Raw genomic sequence first — 17,255 nt, 5'->3', positions numbered from 1 at the left:
ATAAAATATCATGATAAAAAACGACCTATTTCTAAAAGCATTAAGAGGAGAAACTGTTCAACGTCCGCCAGTTTGGATGATGCGTCAAGCCGGAAGATATTTGCCAGAATTCATAGCTTTGCGCGACAAATATGATTTCTTCACCCGTTGCCAAACGCCAGAATTGGCTTCTGAAATTACGGTTCAACCAATTAGAAGAATTGCTCCAGATGCGGCAATTTTATTTTCTGACATCTTGGTGGTGCCACAAGCAATGGGAATCGAAGTATTGATGAAGGAAAGCGTTGGCCCATTCTTGCCGAATCCAATTCGCACACCACAAGATGTAGAAAAAGTGATAGTTCCTAATATTCACGAAACGTTAGGTTATGTAATGGATGCGATTAAATTGACCAAAGAAATGCTGAATGACGAAGTACCTTTGATTGGTTTTGCAGGTTCGCCTTGGACGATTTTCTGTTATGCAGTGGAAGGAAAAGGCTCGAAAAGTTTCGATATGGCAAAAGGATTTTGCTTTACACATCCAGAAGCCGCACACGTTTTATTGCAAAAAATCACTGACACGACAATTGCCTACTTGAAAGAAAAAGTAAAAGCAGGTGTGAATGCTGTTCAAATTTTTGATTCATGGGGCGGAATGCTTTCACCAGTTGATTATCAGGAGTTTTCTTGGAAATACATCAACCAAATTGTTGAGGCTTTGGCAGAAGAGACTCACGTGATTGTTTTCGGAAAAGGGTGCTGGTTTGCACTTGGCGAAATGGGAAAAAGCAAGGCTTCGGCCCTCGGAGTAGATTGGACGTGTTCACCACGAAATGCGAGATATCTTTCTGGTGGAAACATCACTTTGCAAGGAAATTTCGATCCTTCGAGATTGCTTTCGCCAATCCCAACCATCAAAAAAATGGTGCATCAAATGATCGACGAATTCGGAAAAGACAAATATATCGTCAATTTAGGACATGGAATCTTGCCGAATATTCCTGTTGATCATGCGAAAGCTTTTGTGGATGCTGTGAAGGAGTATAATCAGTAAATCTCAAACAAATGCCACTCAACAAAGGATTACGAGATCAAGAAAGCGAGCGAATCAGCAACATTCTAAAAAAGCTGAACGAACTGATCTATGTTCCATACTTTGATAAAGATGAAATAGAAAACCAATTGAAATTTCTTGGATTAAATCTGGAAACGTTACTGAATTTTTCTTCGGAAGATCTAGTTTCGCATCTCGATAAGTTTCATTTTGATTGGGAAAATGCAGAACAATTTGCCGATTTATTGGTTGTTTTTTCAAATAAATTACCAGAAGAAAAATCCAACCTAAAAGAAAAGGCATTAGTCGTTTACAATTATATTCAATCGGAAAGCAAGACGTTTTCGTTTGAAATTTTTAATAAGATAGCTTCGGTAAAAGGAACAGTATAATGAAAAATAAATTCTACCAATACATACAAAACCTCCAAGACACCATTGTCGCCGGACTCGAAAAAGTCGATGGCGAAGCCAAATTCCGCGAAGACATTTGGGAACGACCAGAAGGTGGAGGAGGAAGAACACGTGTCATCGAAAACGGAAAAGTTATCGAAAAAGGAGGTGTCAACATCTCTGCAGTTCACGGAAAATTGCCCGAAGCCATGCAAAAAATGTTCAATGTTGGCGAAGCCGATTTTTTTGCCTGTGGATTAAGCTTGGTCATTCACCCAAAAAATCCAATGACCCCAACGGTTCATGCCAATTGGCGTTATTTTGAAATGTATGACGAGAACGGAAACATCATCCAGCAATGGTTCGGAGGCGGACAAGATTTAACGCCGTATTATCTGTTTGAAGAAGATGCCAAACATTTTCACCAAACCTGTAAAACTGTCTGTGACAAGCATAATCCAGGATTCTATCCAAAATATAAAAAGCAATGTGATGCCTATTTTTGGAATGCACATCGAAACGAAGCCCGAGGAATCGGCGGTTTATTTTTCGATTATTGCAAGGCAAATGAAGAGATGTCAATGGAAGACTGGTACAATTTCGTAACCGAAGTTGGCGACAGTTTTCTCGAAGCCTATGTTCCAATCGTAGAAAGAAGAAAAAATTTAGACTATACCCCAGAACAAAAAAACTGGCAGGAAATCCGTCGTGGAAGATATGTCGAATTCAATCTGGTTCACGACAAAGGAACCCTTTTCGGATTAAAAACCAACGGCCGAATCGAAAGCATCCTAATGAGCTTGCCACCACATGTGCAATGGGTTTATGACCATCATCCCGAAAAAGGAAGCCCGGAAGAAAAATTAATTCAAGTATTAGAAAATCCGATAAACTGGATTGAAGATTGAGGATTTTTGAATTCTGATTTCAGAAGTAACGAAATCTACAACCATCTAAAATCTAAAATCAACAATCTAAAATCATAAATCATTATGTTCCCATTACAAAGAGGTAGAAGATTACGAACAAACGAATCTATTCGTTCATTAGTCCGCGAAACAACATTAAGTCCACAAGATTTTATGTTCCCAATGTTCATAGCCGAAGGCGAAAACTACAAAGTAAAAATCCCTTCCATGCCCGGAATTTTTCGCCGTTCTATCGATTTAACGGTCGAGGAAGTCAAAGAACTCTTTGCACTCGGAATCCGTGCCGTAAACATCTATGTAAAAGTCGATGAATCCCTAAAAGACAACACTGGAAAAGAAGCCTGGAACCCAAACGGACTCATGCAACAAGCCATCAAGGCCATCAAAACCGCCTGTCCCGAAATGATTGTCATGCCCGATGTTGCCCTAGATCCGTATTCGATTTATGGTCATGACGGCATCATCGAAAATGGTGATATTGCCAATGATGCCACCAACGAAGCCCTTGTAAAAATGGCCGTTTCGCACGCTCAAGCCGGAGCTGATTTTGTAGCACCAAGCGACATGATGGACGGTAGAGTTTTGCGTTTGCGACAAGGCCTTGATGCAGCAGGTTTTCAAAATGTTGGAATTATGAGTTACTCCGCTAAATATGCTTCTGCTTTTTACGGTCCGTTTCGTGACGCTCTGGATTCAGCTCCAAAAGAAGCCGATATAGTAGTGCCAAAAGACAAGAAAACCTACCAGATGGATTATGCAAACCGCCTCGAAGCCATCAAAGAAGCCTTGTGGGACGTCGAAGAAGGTGCCGATATGGTCATGGTAAAACCCGGAATTGCCTACCTCGACATCGTCCGCGAAGTCAAAAACGCCGTAAATGTTCCCGTTACCGTTTTCCATGTTTCCGGCGAATATGCCATGATAAAAGCCGCTTCCGAAAGAGGCTGGCTCGACCACGACAAGATCATGATGGAACAATTAATGTGCATCAAAAGAGCAGGTGCAAGTTTAATTTCCACTTATTTTGCCAAGGAAGCTGCTATACTTTTAAACCAGCAATAATATAATTTGGAGCGAAAGGGTAGGGCATTTTTGGAAACCATGTTCCTGCTGGAGCCACTCGCTTTGCAACAGCTCTTACGGCAGTTGCAAGAGCTCAAACAATGGCACCATCAGGGCTATCCCGAAGCTTCGGGAGAAAAACTATAGGCACTTTTTAAACTTCCCTAAAATTCAAAAGGCACTCCTGGATTTATTCAGGAGTGCCTTTTTCAAAACACCAAAAACAAAATCTTAACTAACTAAATTATTTTTTTCTAGATAAGCAGGATAACCACTTCGCTACTTACAATTATATTAACGCAGAACATTTTGCTACATTGTACTGATAATCACAATTTTGAGTTAAAATTTATATCCTTAAATACATTCTTAGGAGGTAAAATCAGTGTTCTTAGCAGTATTTTAAGTATTTTTGAAGCTAATTAGTAATTTTGACGTGCTAAAAAACCAAACAATGACAGAATATCCAAAATTTGCAGTAATTGGTGGTGGAAGCTGGGCAACAGCAATCGCCAAAATGTTATGTGTGAATGTCCCTGAAATCGCATGGTATATGCGAAATACCGATGCAATCGAACACATACAGCAATACCATCACAACCCAAATTATTTGAGTTCTGTAGAATTCAATGTCAATAAATTGAAACTCACAAGTGACATCAATGAAGCTGTTGCTTATGCAGATTATATCGTCTTTGCAATTCCATCGGCTTTCTTGAATGGCGAATTGCAAAAACTAACCGCAAGCCTGAAAGGAAAAGTAATTTTTTCTGCGATAAAGGGAATTGTCCCAGAAACAAGCCTCATTGTTGGCGAACATTTTCATGAAAAATACGATATCGAATATGAGAATATCGGTGTCATAACAGGACCTTGTCACGCAGAAGAAGTTGCTCTTGAGCGATTGTCCTACTTGACTATTGCCTGTGGGGATGCCGCAAAAGCCAAGATTGTAGCCAAATGTTTATCTGGAAATTATATCAAGGCGAAAATCACCGATGATATTATCGGAACTGAATATGCAGCAATGCTAAAAAACATCTATGCAATTGCAGCCGGAATGGCTCATGGTTTGGGCTATGGCGACAATTTCCAGTCGGTTTTGATGAGCAACGGAATTCGAGAAATGAAGAAATTCATCCGAAAGGTACATAAAATGAAACGTAATATCAATAATTCGGCCTATTTGGGCGATTTATTGGTTACAGGCTATTCGGTATTTTCTAGAAATAGGATGTTCGGAAATATGATTGGGAAAGGCTATACTGTAAAATCAGCCATGATGGAAATGAGTATGGTTGCCGAAGGTTATTATGCTACAAAAAGTGCCTACCAATTAAATCAAGAATATGGTGCGAAAACCCCAATTATCGATGCGGTTTATAGCATTTTATATGAAGGAAAAGAAGCTAAAAAAGTTTTCAAGAAACTAACGGACAAGTTAGATTAATTTTAAAAATCTTAAATCAAAGGGCATGAGCGAAAGATGGAAATACCAACTTAAAACTGGAGGATTCTGGGGAATTTTTATGACTGTTTTCATGGCTTTGTTTGAAATGAAGGAGCATCCTTTGGTAGAACAGCTTGTTTCAGGACAGTTTTATTTCAGGATGGTCACCTTTTTGATAGTAGGAATTTTTTTATTGGGATATATCAACTGGAGAGCCAAGGTTAAAAGATCAGAAAAATAACTATTTTTTGATAACTAGGCCATTTGTAAGTTTCTCAATGTCTTAATATTTTTTTCAGTTTTATTTTTTTGTGTTATAAAAAATTTGTACTTATGTATAAATAAACGCAAAAAATAACAACATGATCGAACAAGCCATAAACTCTAACAATTTTTCGAACGCACTTGAACTTCTTACCACTGGCGATAAACTTTCGAAAACAATCAATGATTTCAATAAGTCGCAACTTTTCGACAAGCTATTTCAAGAAAAACAGTTTGAAATCCTTCTACATTTTATAAAAGACAAAACCATCGAAACGGATGTTTATGAATTTGATAGTTTCGATAAAAGTATTTTTCAAAGCGTCACACGTTATCTCAAAAATGATGAAGAATCAATAGCCTTTTTCAAGGAATTTATTTCAAAATTTGATAATCTGAATGATGAGGTTGCTACAAAAACATTGTTGGGTTACTTTTTTGAAAAAGGAGCATCTCTAGAAAACATTAAAATTTTGATAGATGCTGGTTGTGATGTTAACTTTAAAAACAATGCCGAAGAAAATTTTATCCAGCAAATTGTAAAAACTAATTTAAGCCGATTCGATCTGACCTATGAAGATCAATATGATTTGGCTGCATCTTATATAGAGCTGTTAATAAATGAAGGTTTAGATATTGACGCACCTAATATTGTGCAAGAAACCGCACTGATAACGGCTGTAAAATTTCATAAAAAACAATTTTTAGCTTTGCTCTTGCAAAATGGAGCTAACCCAAATCATACAGATAAATCTGGAAATACCGCATTCTTTTATGCTGTTGCCCATCAGCTTGATTTAGAAATGTATGAAATCATGCGAGAAATTGATACGCCAGAATTCGATCTTGTAAACAGAGATCAAGTGACACTTTTATTCGAATATACTCGAATGATGAGCGGAACATCTGAAAGGTATCTCGAATTGCTAAAAAAACTAATTGAAGATGGAGCCGATGTTTATCAACCAAGTATGTATTATGGAGAAGAGAAAACGCCACTTGATTTGATTGCTGAAAAATCATCAGAAATACTACAAACGGTTTTCGATACAGGAGTAATTGATGTCAATCGTCAAGACAATAGTGGGAATACGCTTTTGCATAAAGTTTGTGCTTACAATGTGAATTATGAAGCAGAAAAGGCGAAAGAAACCTATAGAAAAGTAAAATTATTACTAGAAAACGGAGCCGACACATCTATTACTAACGATAAAGATCAGACCGCTTTAATGTTAGCATCGGATGACAATCTGAAAATTAAAACCGTAGAGTTGTTGATGAAAAATCAATAATAAATCAAAAAAAAATAATAGCTATGTCAATGTCATTTATTATTGCCTGTGAAGGTGGAAAAAGAAAAATAGCCGAACTTTTATTGGCAAATAAGGAAGTAGATGTTACTTATACGGATGAAAAAGGAAGAACAGCCTTGCATTATGCCTCGCATCGTGGCTATTTAGATTTGGTGCAAATGCTTATCAGTGAAGGAGCCGACATGGACTATGAAGACCATGCAGGAGAAACACCTTTTTATTTTGCCTGTTTGCAAAAACAAAAACAAACCGCTCTTTTTTTATTAGAAAAAGGAGCAAAAACCGCAATAAAAGATTATAAAGGGAATAGTCTTTTGCATCTTGTTGCTCAAACGGGGCAAATAGAAATCATGGAAAAGTTGTTGGAACAAGGCTTTGAAGTTGATATTGAAAACAATGAAGCCGAAACACCTTTGCTTATTGCGGCAAGTTGGCGAAACAAGGAAATTGTTCAAAAGCTTTTAGCAAATGGAGCAAATGTAAATACAACAGATAAACAAGGAAATTCGCCATTGCTTTTTGCCGTGAAGTCTAAAAATCAGCCAATGGTGGAGCTGCTTTTAGAAAATGGTGCCACAATCAATCATGTGAATCATGCTGGTGAAAATGCTTTGCTTTTGGCATGCTATGATGGTAATAGAATGTTGACTAAATTTTTGGTTGAAAAAGGAGCTGATGTTTTTGTGTCATCAAAAACCGGATTATCGCCAGTCTGGTATGCATGTGCCAACAACCAAAAGGAAATTGTGGAATTGTTTATAGAAAACGGAGTTGATGTAAACTATGCAAAACCTATTTCAGGTAACGAAACCTCAATGAATTCCTATCTCGAATGGGTAGAAACAGCAAATAGCTTAAGTATTTCAAGCAGTTTTTCTTTAAGCACGACCTATGAATATGGTGGTGAAAGTATGCTACATGTCGGAGCAAAAAGTGGTCATTTGAGTATGGTAAAATTGCTTTTAGATAGAGGAGCAAACGTCAATATTCAGGATGAAAGTGGCAATACAGCTTTGCATTATGCTTCAGCAAATGGCAGAAAAGATATGGTAAAATTATTGCTCGAAAAAGAGGCCGATGCTTCAATAGTAAATACAAAGGAGCAAAAAGCAATTGATTATTCTAACATCAAAGGATTTAATGAGATCACGGAGGTGTTGTTGAAATTTAGTCCCTCAAATACTGCAAAATCAGCAGTTCCAACCAATACAGAAAAAGTTATAGAGCAAGAAGTACCCAAAAATGATATGGCTTCAAAAAAACAAGCTTTGTTAGATTTAAAAGATCTTTTGGATGTTGGAGTTTTATCGCAAGAAGAGTTTGATTCCGAAAAAAATAAAATTTTAAACGGGTAATCTTGAAACTATCTTACAATCACGCCATTAACGAATAGAATCGGCACTTCTTCAGTGGCTTTTTCGTTGATGGTGTTGGTTCTGAAGGTGAATTTTTTATCGTATAAGGTACTGCCGATAAAATAGGTAACCATGAATTCGTTGTTCAAAGCCAAGACACTTTTCTCAACCATTTCTACTTTTACTACAGAAACAGCGGGAACTTTTACAAAAGCATGACGGAGAAGCGATGTTTTCTTCATTTCGCCATCAATGGTTCCGAAAGCTTTTGAAACGACCATCACACTATCCAAATCAAAGTCAGAGTCGTTTACCAAATACATGTACCAAACTTTTTCCATGAAGTCGTCGTTCCATTCTTGAACGGCTGCCATAAAAACGTTTTCTACTTTTGGGATGATGATGTCTTTTTTCATAATTAAAAAAAATGAAAAGTTTGAAGTTTAAGGTTACGAGCTAACGTTAAACCTTAAACTTCAAACTTTTTTATATACTCGATTTGAATTGTTCCAAGAAACGGATATCGTTTTCGTAGAACATACGGATGTCGCCGATTTGGTGCAAGAGCATTGCGATTCGTTCAACTCCCATTCCGAAGGCAAAACCGGTGAATTCATCTGAATTGATGCCACAATTTTTAAGTACGTTCGGGTCAACCATTCCGCAACCTCCAATTTCTAACCAACCTGTTCCTTTTGTGATTCTATAATCGGTTTCGGTTTTCAAGCCCCAATAAATGTCGATTTCCGCACTTGGTTCTGTAAAAGGAAAATAGGACGGGCGAAGACGGATTTTTGATTTTCCGAACATCTCTTTCGTGAAATATAAAAGCGTCTGCTTTAGATCGGCAAACGAAACATCTTTGTCAATATACAAACCTTCTACTTGATGGAAAATACAGTGCGAACGTGAAGAAACGGCTTCATTACGGAAAACGCGTCCTGGAGAAATGGTGCGGATTGGCGGTTTGTTGTTTTCCATATAACGCACCTGAACAGACGAAGTATGGGTTCTCAACAAAACATCGGGATTGGTTTGGATAAAAAAGGTATCCTGCATGTCGCGAGCCGGGTGGTATTCTGGAAGGTTCAAGGCGGTAAAATTGTGCCAATCGTCTTCTATTTCCGGACCTTCGGAAACGTTGAATCCGATGGTGGAAAAGATGTCTATAATTTGGTTTTTCACCAATGAAATAGGGTGACGAGAACCGATGGACAAAGGTTCGCCTGGACGTGTCAAATCGCCATAAATGCCTTTGGTTTCTTCCTTGCTTTCAAGAGATTCCTGAATAGATTTTACTTTTTCCTCGGCAGCATTTTTCAAAGCGTTGATTACTTGACCAAATTCTTTTTTTTGTTCGTTCGGAACATTCTTGAATTCGGCAAACAAGTCTTTCAAAAGACCTTTGCTTCCTAGGAATTTGATTCTAAATTCTTCGAGTGTTTGCTTGTTATCAGTTTGAAAAGCTTGGGCTTCGCCAATATATTCTTTAATCTTGTCTATCATCGTCTTTTTGTAAAGGTGCAAATTTAAGGAATTTGTTTAAAGTTTAAGGTTTAAAGTTGAAGCATATTGTAGAAAAAAATCGCCTTGAAACCTTTTTTAAACTAATCGATTAATTCTTTTTCAAGAAAGTAACTAACGATGGCTTCCTTCATCAAAACCGATTGTTCGCCTGCTTTTAAAGGTGGTAACGCTTCTTTTACTTTATAATGAGGCCAACCGTCGTTATCGAAATGTTCAAATTCATAAAAGCCATAGGGTTCAAGAAGTCGACAAATGGCAATGTGCATCAGGTTGAGTTTCTCGTCTTTCTTGAAAGTACGGTGTACTTTTCCCAATTCCTGAACGCCAATCAGGTAAATAATCGCATCCAAATCTAGATCTTCGCCTTGCGAAAATTGATTGGATAATATTTCGACGAGTCTTTCCCATCGTTCTTTTAGTTGTATATCTCTAGACATTGATTCAAAGTTATGAGTTATGAGTTATCAGTTAACTCCGAAACATCAAAATTAGTTTGCAAAGATAGGTTTTGTGTTTTGTTTTTCTGCTAAAGTCTTTTATCTTGGCTGTTTTATCTTTTAGTATGAATTTATTTGATGTTATCCTTGGCGGTTTCCTACTTTACGGCATTATCCGAGGTGTTTGGAATGGCTTTTTTGTAGAACTAGCTTCTTTTGTTTCGCTGATTTTAGGGATTTATATTGCCATTAAGTTTTCATTTCTGACCCAATCCATTATTGAAAGTCACGTGTCTTGGTCGCCAAAAACGGTTCAGATTATGGCTTTTGTACTGACCTTTATTTTGGTTGTAGTTGGCATTACGGTTTTGGCGAAAGCCTTTACCACCTTGGCTAATTTTGCAAGTTTAGGGATATTCAATAAAATTGGGGGAGGTTTTTTTGGCCTATTGAAAACCATCTTGATTTTGAGTGTATCGCTTCATTTCTTTCATAAATTCAATGAAAAAACGGAACTTGTTTCAAAAGCAACTTTAGTGGAATCCTTGATATATTATCCAACTTTAGAAATATCTGGATTGGTCTATCCGGCTCTTGAAAATTGGTTTATGGAGTTCAAAGAAGATGATAAACCTGAAAACTGAAAATTCAATTCTTCTTTATCAAATCATAAACAAAATTCAGTTGAGTGTCGGTTTGATTTAAATAATCTTGGTAAGTTTGAACCACATAATAATCTGGAATTATACCTCTATTTTTCATTTGATTCTCTTTTTTAGGTACATCTTGTTCTAAATTTACCACCGAAAATTGCGTTACTATTTTTGATTTGGGTAACTTATATTCTAAAGGAGTGTGGCCGTTATGTCCATAATAGCCGCCCATAGTTTCTTCGCCAACGGTTATCGTACTTTCGTTTCCCGCCACCATCGAGGCAAATAAACTTCCGGCTGAAGCTACTGCAGGACTTACAAGCAGATAAATTTTTCCTTTAAAAGCATTTGGATTTGGTGTCCAAATTCTGTGGTCGTTGCTGCTTTCATTTTGATAAAAGCGGTTATTATCTTCGACAGGAAAAATCTCTTGGAATTCTTTGTTGAATTTACCCACAAAAAAAGGTCGAATAAATTTTGGTGCCTTGCTGTTGTAATACTTCAACAAAGGAATCTTCCTAAAGCTAATCCATGCTTTTTTATTTTCTTGGAAATTTCTTTGGGTCAAATAGGAATAAGTAACAAGGTCATTTGGGTCTGTCCCACCGCCGTTTTGACGAACATCAACGATTAGATTTTTTATATTATCCTTCTTTATTTGGATGAAAACACTATCTAGAAACTTTACATATTCGGCATGTTCTTTCGATTTTTCGTCACCTATATTAAACGAATAAATCGTCAACTTCGCCGTTAAAGAATCTAGTTTTTTAAAATTATATTTCTGATTGTCTGCTAAATCGGCATAATAAATTTGGTCGTAAGCTTTTGAAAAGCGATTTTGAAAGTTTGTGTAATAGTCCTTATAACTTATGCTCGAAATGGTCTTGGTCACTATTTCTTCTGCATTTGGCATTATATAACCAACAATAAATTGATCTTTCAACCCATACTGCAATCTGAAATATTTTGCAAAATGCGTTCGAATGCCTATTTTTTTGCCTGTCAGATTATCGCCATCTGTAGTATAATATTTAGCTAGATTTGAAATAATTTCAGCAATTGGAATTTTATTAATTGCTATAATTTCAGCACCTAAAGGAATTTCTTCATTTTCAAAATTTACTAACCATTTTCCTTCAATCCATTTTATAGGGAAAGGAAAGTAACCGGATTGCTCTTTCCGTAAATTCTCAATAACTTTTTCGGGAAGCCAAGTGTCATTGTGTAAACTGCCTTCAAAATTGGTAAGTTGGCTAATTAAAGTATAGAAATCTCTATAGGTAGATAAGTTTTTAATTTCCTTTTCGGCCCAAGAATAAATACTGTCAATCTGTTTTTCAGTTCGGTATTTGTAAAGGCCTGAATTTGCTTTTTTGCGTAAATCTTTAAAAATTGCCAAATCCTTTTGCATCTTTTTCTGCGGAAATAACGCATCAATCGACTGAGAAAAAGCAAGATTTGAAAACAGGAAAAATGCGATATAGAAAAATGGTTTCATCTGATTTTAAATTTCTTCAAATGTAAATCGATGCAAACAATGGCGCTTGTATAATATTGGTTAATTTAATTTTTTTGAAAACTCGTCTTTATATTTTGTTGGCGACACACCAATAAATCGCTTGAAAGTCTTCGAATAATGAGCTAAATCAGTAAAGTTATAATGATAAGCAATTTCGGTCAGGTCGGTATTTTGATCCAATAGCTTTTTGCTGGAAAATATTTTTTTCATCAAAATATAATGCATTGGCGTCATTCCTGTCGAAGCTTTAAATTTTTTGACAAAGCCAAATTTATTGATGTTAGCCAATGCCGAAAGTTCATCCAAGCTAAATCGATTCTGGATATTATTTTCGACAAAAGTATTGATTTCGCGAAAGCTACTGAAGTTCAAGGTTTGATATTCTTCTTTGTTTTCTTGCGAATAAGAATGAATTGCTTTTGTAAATTGTTTTAGGCAGAAATCAATTTCTAAATCATTCTGGCTTTCGATGGCATTTTTTAAATTTAGGAAGTATTGATTGGCTTTTTTACTGCTAATTTTTCTATTTAAAAAAATAATATTCTTGCCATCAAGGCCATATTTCATAATCTCATTTGGAATATAAATGGTGTCAAACTTTAAAGGAGCCTTCACATCTATTAGAGGATTTGAATGTATTTCATAGGGATTGGTGATGGAAATACTTCCGGCTTCGCAAAAAAGACTATTGTTTTCAAAATCAATTTGCTCGGTACCTAAATGAATGAGCGAAATGCAAAACGTTTCGTGAAAATGCTTCGGAAATTCCGTTGTTTGATGTTCAATCGAGATGTATTCTAGACCATCAAATTTCATTTGCTTTTGGTTTTTTGTCTTCGTTCGGAAATACGATCCGCTAAGTAACTGACTGCCGTGACTGCGACTGAAACTATTTGATCTCCTTGATAGCTGCAGCCTCTATCCAACCATTAGTTCCGTCAGAAAGTTCGATATTTCTCCAATTATCAAGTGCTTCTAAAATTTGTACTTTGGTGCCTTCATGTAGCATAAAAGCATCAGGAGCATCCTGTTTGGGTTCTGTTTTCACAGAAGTGATTTCGGCAAAAACAATGGCAGGTTTGTCGTTTTCATAATTTGATTTCTCGAAGATAGCCGATGTAACGCTTAACACGATTACCAATAAGGCAAGGAACATTCCAACAAAGAAAATTCTTTTTAATAGTGTAGTTTGAGAGAAATAATATCCAATAAAAAACAATAAAAACAGCGTTGAAAATCCAACGGCAATCCAACCCCAAGTATTGTAATGATAGGAAGAAGTGAAATCCTGAATGAGTTTGCTAAAACCTACTTTTGGAACTTGTTTGATATCGTCAATTTGGAGTTTTTGGGCGAAAGCCAAATTGTTTTGAATGTCTTTATCGTTAGGACTTAACAATAAAGCCTTCTCATAATTGTAAATTGCAGGGGCAACTTTGTTCAATTTATAGTAAGCATTCGCCAAATTAAAATACAATTCAGCCGATTCTTTTTTGGTTTTCAAAACACTTTCATAAGCAACGACTGCTTCTTTAAACTGGTCTTTTCGGTACAATTCATTGCCTTTTTCAAAGCCATTTTGGGCAAAGAAAGTTGAGGTGATTAATAAAAATATATAAATTAAATTTTTCATTTTTCGTTGAATTATAGCACTTAGATTTGTTTTTCCAATTCGGAAATTATAGTAACAGCCTTATCAAAATCCTGCTGGATCGACACACTTGACGATGGTGCATATCTTGCAAATTCGCAGTTTTCAGTCAGGTTTATAAAGTTTGAAACCGTATTTTCATTCGCATTTCTTGATAAAAGAATTTCACGAATTTTATCCTTACTCATTTCTGAGGTTTCGATGTTCAGTTTTGCTTTCAAGAAATTGTGCAAAGCTTTTTCCAAAGCGATATAGAACAACTCTTTGTTTGCAATTTGTTTTTTGGCTTCCGATAGATATTTTTTCGCCAATCTATTAGAATTCCTGATTTTATTCCCAACAACATCACGATCCATGGCTTGTTTTTTCTTTCTGAAAAGCATGATGATCGGAATTAAAACCAGTGGAGCAAACAGCAATCCGTAGAATAAATTACTGCCAAAGAAGTCCTCTTTTTTAGTCGAAACCAAATTGGTTTTTAGTTTTATAAATTGAAATTGTGCTGATGCAGAAATGGATCTCTTGTTCACTCCAGACGTACTGTCAGACGAAGCAACAGCTGGACTATCGCTTTCTGGACCATCCAATACCTTGATCATAATCTCTGGAGAAGTGATAGTTTTATATTTCCCTGTCGCCAAATCAAAGAAAGAAAAGCTCATCGCTTTGATTGGGTAATTCCCTTTGTATTGCGGAATAACAGTGTATTTGTCGGCGATAGTTCCCGTCATTCCAGAAAGTGGCGTATTCACATTTTCGGTGTGAACCGGGTCATACATTTCTAAAGCAGTTGGCACTACAGGTTTTGGTAAATCGAATAATTTTAAGTTCCCAGTTCCAGCTACAATCACATTCAAATCTAAACTTTCGCCGTGTTTCAAAGTCGTTTTCGTAGGTGTCGCCCTAAAGGTGAATTTCCCAACGGCACCCGTGAAATTTTCAGGTTTTCCAGCTTCAGGCAAGGCACGAACATTGATGACTTTGGCTCCAGCCGAAACCCTTTTGTTGTCTCTTGTTGTCAAAACTTGACCAAAAACGTTCCGCCTGTTGGTTGGCAGTTCCAAATCAATATCCATTGATAATGGCTCAATGGAGAGTTTTCCTGATTTTTGAGGATATAGTACCACTTTTCGCAATACAACAAAACGAGTTTTCTCTCCATTATAGGTACCTTCTTCAACTTTGAGTTGCTTCATGTCGATATTCTGGCTCCAAAAATCATTATATTTTGGCTTGTCGAGTTCTCTCCAATTCGTAATTCCTACGTTGTAACTGAAATATAATTTGTAAACAACCGTAATGGGTTCGTTGATATACGGATTGCTTTTGGAAACTTCTGCAACCAAGTGAATCGCATCATTTGCCGAAATTTGAGGTGCATCATTTGGATTTTTTGGCATTTCGACAGCTGCCGTAACATTGATTTTTATCGGAGAGGTTTTATATATTTGACCATTAATCTCAATGCTAGCTTGCTTTATCGTAACCGAACCTCTTTGGGTTGGTAAAAGATAGTAAGAATAGGTTTTATTGAATGTACCTCGACCGTTTATCCACTGCTGGCTAACTTGTTGCATGGGTCCGGTTATCACGCGGAAACCATCAAAATCAGGAGGTGTAAAGTTGTCACCATCTGCATTCATCGAAAAATCGATTCGCAATCTTTCATTGATACCGAGTGTGGTTTTGCTGACTTTTGCTTCAAATTGAACTTGAGCAAAAAGTCCCTGAACACTTATTAATAATAGAAAAATAAACTTTTTCATTTGTTGTCTAAACTTTTTTTGAATATCGAAATTACCAATCTTTTTCTGTTCGAACTGGCTTGCCTTTCACTTTCTTGGCATTTACCTTATCCTGAACTTTCTTCTCCTCATTATTTACGGCATCCAGCAGATTCTCTAATCGTTGTTTAGAAATACCACCTTCTTTTGGTTTTGGCTGACCTTCTTTTTTATCGTCTTTTGGATCTTTGCCATCACCGTCTTTCTTGTCGTCCTTTTTGTCCTTGTCTTTATCGCCTTGGTCGTCTTTTTTATCTTGATTTTGATCTTTTTTATCGTCTTTCTTGTCCTTGTCTTTATCCTTGTCCTTGTCTTTTTTGTCTTTCTTCTTGTCGTCTTTTGGAGGCGGATTGTCTTTCAGCATTTTTTTTGCTAAAGCATAATTGTAACGGGTTTCTTCATCAGCCGGATTGTTAATCAAGGCATTTTTATAGGCTTGAACGGCAGCCGAATAATTTTTTTCCTTCATAAAAACATTCCCAAGATTATGAAATGCCTTGTGTTTTTCGGGTCTCGATTTTGATTCTTCAATCGCTTTCATATACGAAAGTTTCGCTTCCGAAGGTTGATTGATGCTATAGATCGTGTTTCCTAAATTATAAGAAGCACTCGCCTTTTTAGGAAATTTTGATTGGGAAATTCTATAATTGGCTTCAGCCTCAACATAGTTTTTAGCTGCAAATTCTTCGTTGGCTTGTGGCAAATACTTGTCTTTTTCTTGTGCCTTTGCGGCAAAAGAAAGAAGGATTGTTGCGATTAAAAAAATATTCTTCAAGTCTTTCATTTTCATTTTCTTATAGTGGGTTTTCAGACTTTTCTTCGTTAAATAAATTCATTTTCTTCACCCATTTGGTTTTTTTCTCCAAAAGGAAAATCTCCAAAAGCAATAAGGCAAAGGCGATTCCTAGGAACCATTGAAACTGCGAATTGAAATCAGTAAATTGTTCCGATTCAAAGTCAGTCTTTTCAATATTATCCAAGGCGTTTTTGATGTATTCAAGTACTTCTTTAGTGTTACTTCCGTTGATGTAACCACCTTTTGTGGCTTTTGCAATTTCTTCCAAACTTTGTGGATTCAGTTTTGTAACCACGACTTGATTGTCGAAATCACGCTGAAAGCTTTCTACAACTCCGTTTTGTTTCAATGGAATTGGACCACCTTTTTCAGTTCCAACACCTATTGTAATAATTTTCAAACCTGCTTTATTGGCTTCTTCTGCAGCACTCGAAGCACCTTCAGAGTGGTCTTCACCATCGGAAATTAATATCAGCAATTTGCTTGTTTCACTATCTTGTTCAAAATAAGTAGAAGATAATTTTATGGCTTCGTCCAAAGAAGTTCCTTGCGAAGAAACCATTCCAGGATTCATACTTTGGATAAACATTTTCGCAACTCCATAATCGGTAGTTATCGGCAACACTGGAAAAGCACTTCCAGCATAGGCTACAATCCCAATTCGGTCGCTTCCTAGTTGGTTGATAATTTGCGAAACAATCTGTTTGCTTTTATCCAGACGACTTGGTGCAATGTCTTCGCAAAGCATACTTTTTGAAACATCGACAGCAAAAACAATGTCGATTCCTTGACGTTTTACGGTTTCGGATTTAGTTCCTATTTTTGGATTAACCAAGGCAATTATCAAACAGGCAAAAGCCAAAAGCAAAACTACAAGCTTCAAGATCGACTTGAAAGTAGATTTCTCCGGACTTAACTTTTTAACCATTTCGATATCCCCAAATTCGCGTTGCTTTTTTCTTTTCCAGTATAAATTATAAAGGAAAAGCACCACCAAAATTGGGATGATTAATAATAGATATAAATATTTTTTTTCGTCTAATTCCATATTTTCTTAAATAACAAAAAACAATTTCCAAATTAC

The 17,255-nt window shown here is 36.4% G+C and carries 18 protein-coding genes; 9 read left to right on the top strand and 9 right to left on the bottom strand.

Going from position 1 to position 17,255, the window contains the following annotated elements; translation table 11 throughout:
• The first annotated feature begins 10 nt into the window (after window positions 1-10).
• The 8 genes from hemE (at window position 11) to G508_RS0101040 (ending at window position 7,801) form a co-directional block, all read left to right on the top strand.
• Window positions 11-1,036: a uroporphyrinogen decarboxylase gene (gene hemE, locus G508_RS0101080; protein WP_026703590.1), complete on the top strand. Its 1,026-nt coding sequence runs from the start codon at window positions 11-13 to the stop codon at window positions 1,034-1,036.
• An 11-nt stretch (window positions 1,037-1,047) separates the two neighbouring features.
• A complete protein-coding gene (locus G508_RS0101075; protein ID WP_026703589.1) occupies window positions 1,048-1,428 on the top strand; it encodes a hypothetical protein in 381 nt (126 codons plus the stop codon).
• Complete coding sequence (gene hemF / locus G508_RS0101070; RefSeq protein ID WP_026703588.1) at window positions 1,428-2,336, top strand: oxygen-dependent coproporphyrinogen oxidase; 909 nt, start codon at window positions 1,428-1,430, stop codon at window positions 2,334-2,336. Before G508_RS0101075 ends, hemF begins: the two co-directional genes overlap by 1 nt.
• Window positions 2,337-2,420: 84 nt before the next feature.
• Window positions 2,421-3,419 (top strand): porphobilinogen synthase, encoded by a 999-nt coding sequence (gene hemB, locus G508_RS0101065; protein WP_026703587.1) that lies wholly within the window; start codon window positions 2,421-2,423, stop codon window positions 3,417-3,419.
• 454 nt (window positions 3,420-3,873) lie between these two features.
• Window positions 3,874-4,869: an NAD(P)H-dependent glycerol-3-phosphate dehydrogenase gene (locus tag G508_RS0101055; protein ID WP_026703586.1), complete on the top strand. Its 996-nt coding sequence runs from the start codon at window positions 3,874-3,876 to the stop codon at window positions 4,867-4,869.
• 25 nt (window positions 4,870-4,894) lie between these two features.
• Window positions 4,895-5,110 carry a hypothetical protein gene (locus G508_RS0101050; protein ID WP_026703585.1) on the top strand — a complete coding sequence of 72 codons (216 nt, stop codon included), beginning with the start codon at window positions 4,895-4,897 and terminating at the stop codon, window positions 5,108-5,110.
• Window positions 5,111-5,231: 121 nt separating this feature from the next.
• Window positions 5,232-6,425, top strand: coding sequence for an ankyrin repeat domain-containing protein (locus tag G508_RS0101045; protein ID WP_051197378.1), 1,194 nt, complete (start codon window positions 5,232-5,234; stop codon window positions 6,423-6,425).
• Between the two features lie 23 nt (window positions 6,426-6,448).
• A complete protein-coding gene (locus G508_RS0101040) occupies window positions 6,449-7,801 on the top strand; it encodes an ankyrin repeat domain-containing protein (protein ID WP_026703583.1) in 1,353 nt (450 codons plus the stop codon).
• Window positions 7,802-7,809: 8 nt separating this feature from the next.
• Here the strand turns inward: G508_RS0101040 and G508_RS0101035 are convergent, their stop codons facing one another.
• The 3 genes from G508_RS0101035 to G508_RS0101025 all read right to left on the bottom strand — a co-directional run bounded on the left by G508_RS0101035 (window position 7,810) and on the right by G508_RS0101025 (window position 9,765).
• On the bottom strand, window positions 7,810-8,217 hold the full coding sequence (locus tag G508_RS0101035) for a hypothetical protein (protein ID WP_026703582.1): 408 nt from the start codon (window positions 8,215-8,217) through the stop codon (window positions 7,810-7,812).
• 70 nt (window positions 8,218-8,287) lie between these two features.
• A complete protein-coding gene (pheS, locus tag G508_RS0101030; RefSeq protein WP_026703581.1) occupies window positions 8,288-9,307 on the bottom strand; it encodes a phenylalanine--tRNA ligase subunit alpha in 1,020 nt (339 codons plus the stop codon).
• A 101-nt stretch (window positions 9,308-9,408) separates the two neighbouring features.
• Window positions 9,409-9,765 (bottom strand): hypothetical protein, encoded by a 357-nt coding sequence (locus G508_RS0101025; RefSeq protein WP_026703580.1) that lies wholly within the window; start codon window positions 9,763-9,765, stop codon window positions 9,409-9,411.
• Between the two features lie 125 nt (window positions 9,766-9,890).
• On the opposite strand from G508_RS0101025, the gene G508_RS0101020 reads away from it, so the two are divergent.
• Window positions 9,891-10,409, top strand: a complete 519-nt coding sequence (locus G508_RS0101020; RefSeq protein WP_026703579.1) for a CvpA family protein — start codon at window positions 9,891-9,893, stop codon at window positions 10,407-10,409.
• 4 nt (window positions 10,410-10,413) lie between these two features.
• Here the strand turns inward: G508_RS0101020 and G508_RS0101015 are convergent, their stop codons facing one another.
• The 6 genes from G508_RS0101015 to G508_RS0100990 all read right to left on the bottom strand — a co-directional run bounded on the left by G508_RS0101015 (window position 10,414) and on the right by G508_RS0100990 (window position 17,219).
• On the bottom strand, window positions 10,414-11,919 hold the full coding sequence (locus G508_RS0101015) for a S41 family peptidase (protein WP_026703578.1): 1,506 nt from the start codon (window positions 11,917-11,919) through the stop codon (window positions 10,414-10,416).
• Between the two features lie 60 nt (window positions 11,920-11,979).
• Entirely contained in the window at window positions 11,980-12,756 is a 777-nt protein-coding gene (locus G508_RS0101010) for an AraC family transcriptional regulator (RefSeq protein ID WP_026703577.1), read from the bottom strand.
• Between the two features lie 73 nt (window positions 12,757-12,829).
• On the bottom strand, window positions 12,830-13,573 hold the full coding sequence (locus tag G508_RS0101005; RefSeq protein WP_026703576.1) for a tetratricopeptide repeat protein: 744 nt from the start codon (window positions 13,571-13,573) through the stop codon (window positions 12,830-12,832).
• 20 nt (window positions 13,574-13,593) lie between these two features.
• A complete protein-coding gene (locus tag G508_RS0101000) occupies window positions 13,594-15,357 on the bottom strand; it encodes a BatD family protein (RefSeq protein WP_026703575.1) in 1,764 nt (587 codons plus the stop codon).
• 31 nt (window positions 15,358-15,388) lie between these two features.
• Entirely contained in the window at window positions 15,389-16,159 is a 771-nt protein-coding gene (locus tag G508_RS0100995; protein ID WP_035693872.1) for a tetratricopeptide repeat protein, read from the bottom strand.
• 10 nt (window positions 16,160-16,169) lie between these two features.
• Window positions 16,170-17,219, bottom strand: a complete 1,050-nt coding sequence (locus G508_RS0100990) for a vWA domain-containing protein (RefSeq protein ID WP_026703573.1) — start codon at window positions 17,217-17,219, stop codon at window positions 16,170-16,172.
• Between the last annotated feature and the right edge of the window lie 36 nt (window positions 17,220-17,255).

This window comes from Flavobacterium soli DSM 19725 (assembly GCF_000422705.1).
GTDB classification, from domain to species: domain Bacteria; phylum Bacteroidota; class Bacteroidia; order Flavobacteriales; family Flavobacteriaceae; genus Flavobacterium; species Flavobacterium soli.
Note: the sequence above shows the minus strand (reverse complement) of the source record. Positions and strands in the feature narration are given on the sequence as shown.

Excerpts from the sequence above, each read along its gene's own strand:
- hemE (WP_026703590.1), top strand. The coding sequence starts at position 11 with ATGATAAAAAACGACCTATTTCTAAAAGCATTAAGAGGAGAAACTGTT.
- G508_RS0101075 (WP_026703589.1), top strand. The coding sequence starts at position 1,048 with ATGCCACTCAACAAAGGATTACGAGATCAAGAAAGCGAGCGAATCAGC.
- hemF (WP_026703588.1), top strand. The coding sequence starts at position 1,428 with ATGAAAAATAAATTCTACCAATACATACAAAACCTCCAAGACACCATT.
- hemB (WP_026703587.1), top strand. The coding sequence starts at position 2,421 with ATGTTCCCATTACAAAGAGGTAGAAGATTACGAACAAACGAATCTATT.
- G508_RS0101055 (WP_026703586.1), top strand. The coding sequence starts at position 3,874 with ATGACAGAATATCCAAAATTTGCAGTAATTGGTGGTGGAAGCTGGGCA.
- G508_RS0101050 (WP_026703585.1), top strand. The coding sequence starts at position 4,895 with ATGAGCGAAAGATGGAAATACCAACTTAAAACTGGAGGATTCTGGGGA.
- G508_RS0101045 (WP_051197378.1), top strand. The coding sequence starts at position 5,232 with ATGATCGAACAAGCCATAAACTCTAACAATTTTTCGAACGCACTTGAA.
- G508_RS0101040 (WP_026703583.1), top strand. The coding sequence starts at position 6,449 with ATGTCAATGTCATTTATTATTGCCTGTGAAGGTGGAAAAAGAAAAATA.
- G508_RS0101035 (WP_026703582.1), bottom strand. The coding sequence starts at position 8,217 with ATGAAAAAAGACATCATCATCCCAAAAGTAGAAAACGTTTTTATGGCA.
- pheS (WP_026703581.1), bottom strand. The coding sequence starts at position 9,307 with ATGATAGACAAGATTAAAGAATATATTGGCGAAGCCCAAGCTTTTCAA.
- G508_RS0101025 (WP_026703580.1), bottom strand. The coding sequence starts at position 9,765 with ATGTCTAGAGATATACAACTAAAAGAACGATGGGAAAGACTCGTCGAA.
- G508_RS0101020 (WP_026703579.1), top strand. The coding sequence starts at position 9,891 with ATGAATTTATTTGATGTTATCCTTGGCGGTTTCCTACTTTACGGCATT.
- G508_RS0101015 (WP_026703578.1), bottom strand. The coding sequence starts at position 11,919 with ATGAAACCATTTTTCTATATCGCATTTTTCCTGTTTTCAAATCTTGCT.
- G508_RS0101010 (WP_026703577.1), bottom strand. The coding sequence starts at position 12,756 with ATGAAATTTGATGGTCTAGAATACATCTCGATTGAACATCAAACAACG.
- G508_RS0101005 (WP_026703576.1), bottom strand. The coding sequence starts at position 13,573 with ATGAAAAATTTAATTTATATATTTTTATTAATCACCTCAACTTTCTTT.
- G508_RS0101000 (WP_026703575.1), bottom strand. The coding sequence starts at position 15,357 with ATGAAAAAGTTTATTTTTCTATTATTAATAAGTGTTCAGGGACTTTTT.
- G508_RS0100995 (WP_035693872.1), bottom strand. The coding sequence starts at position 16,159 with ATGAAAGACTTGAAGAATATTTTTTTAATCGCAACAATCCTTCTTTCT.
- G508_RS0100990 (WP_026703573.1), bottom strand. The coding sequence starts at position 17,219 with ATGGAATTAGACGAAAAAAAATATTTATATCTATTATTAATCATCCCA.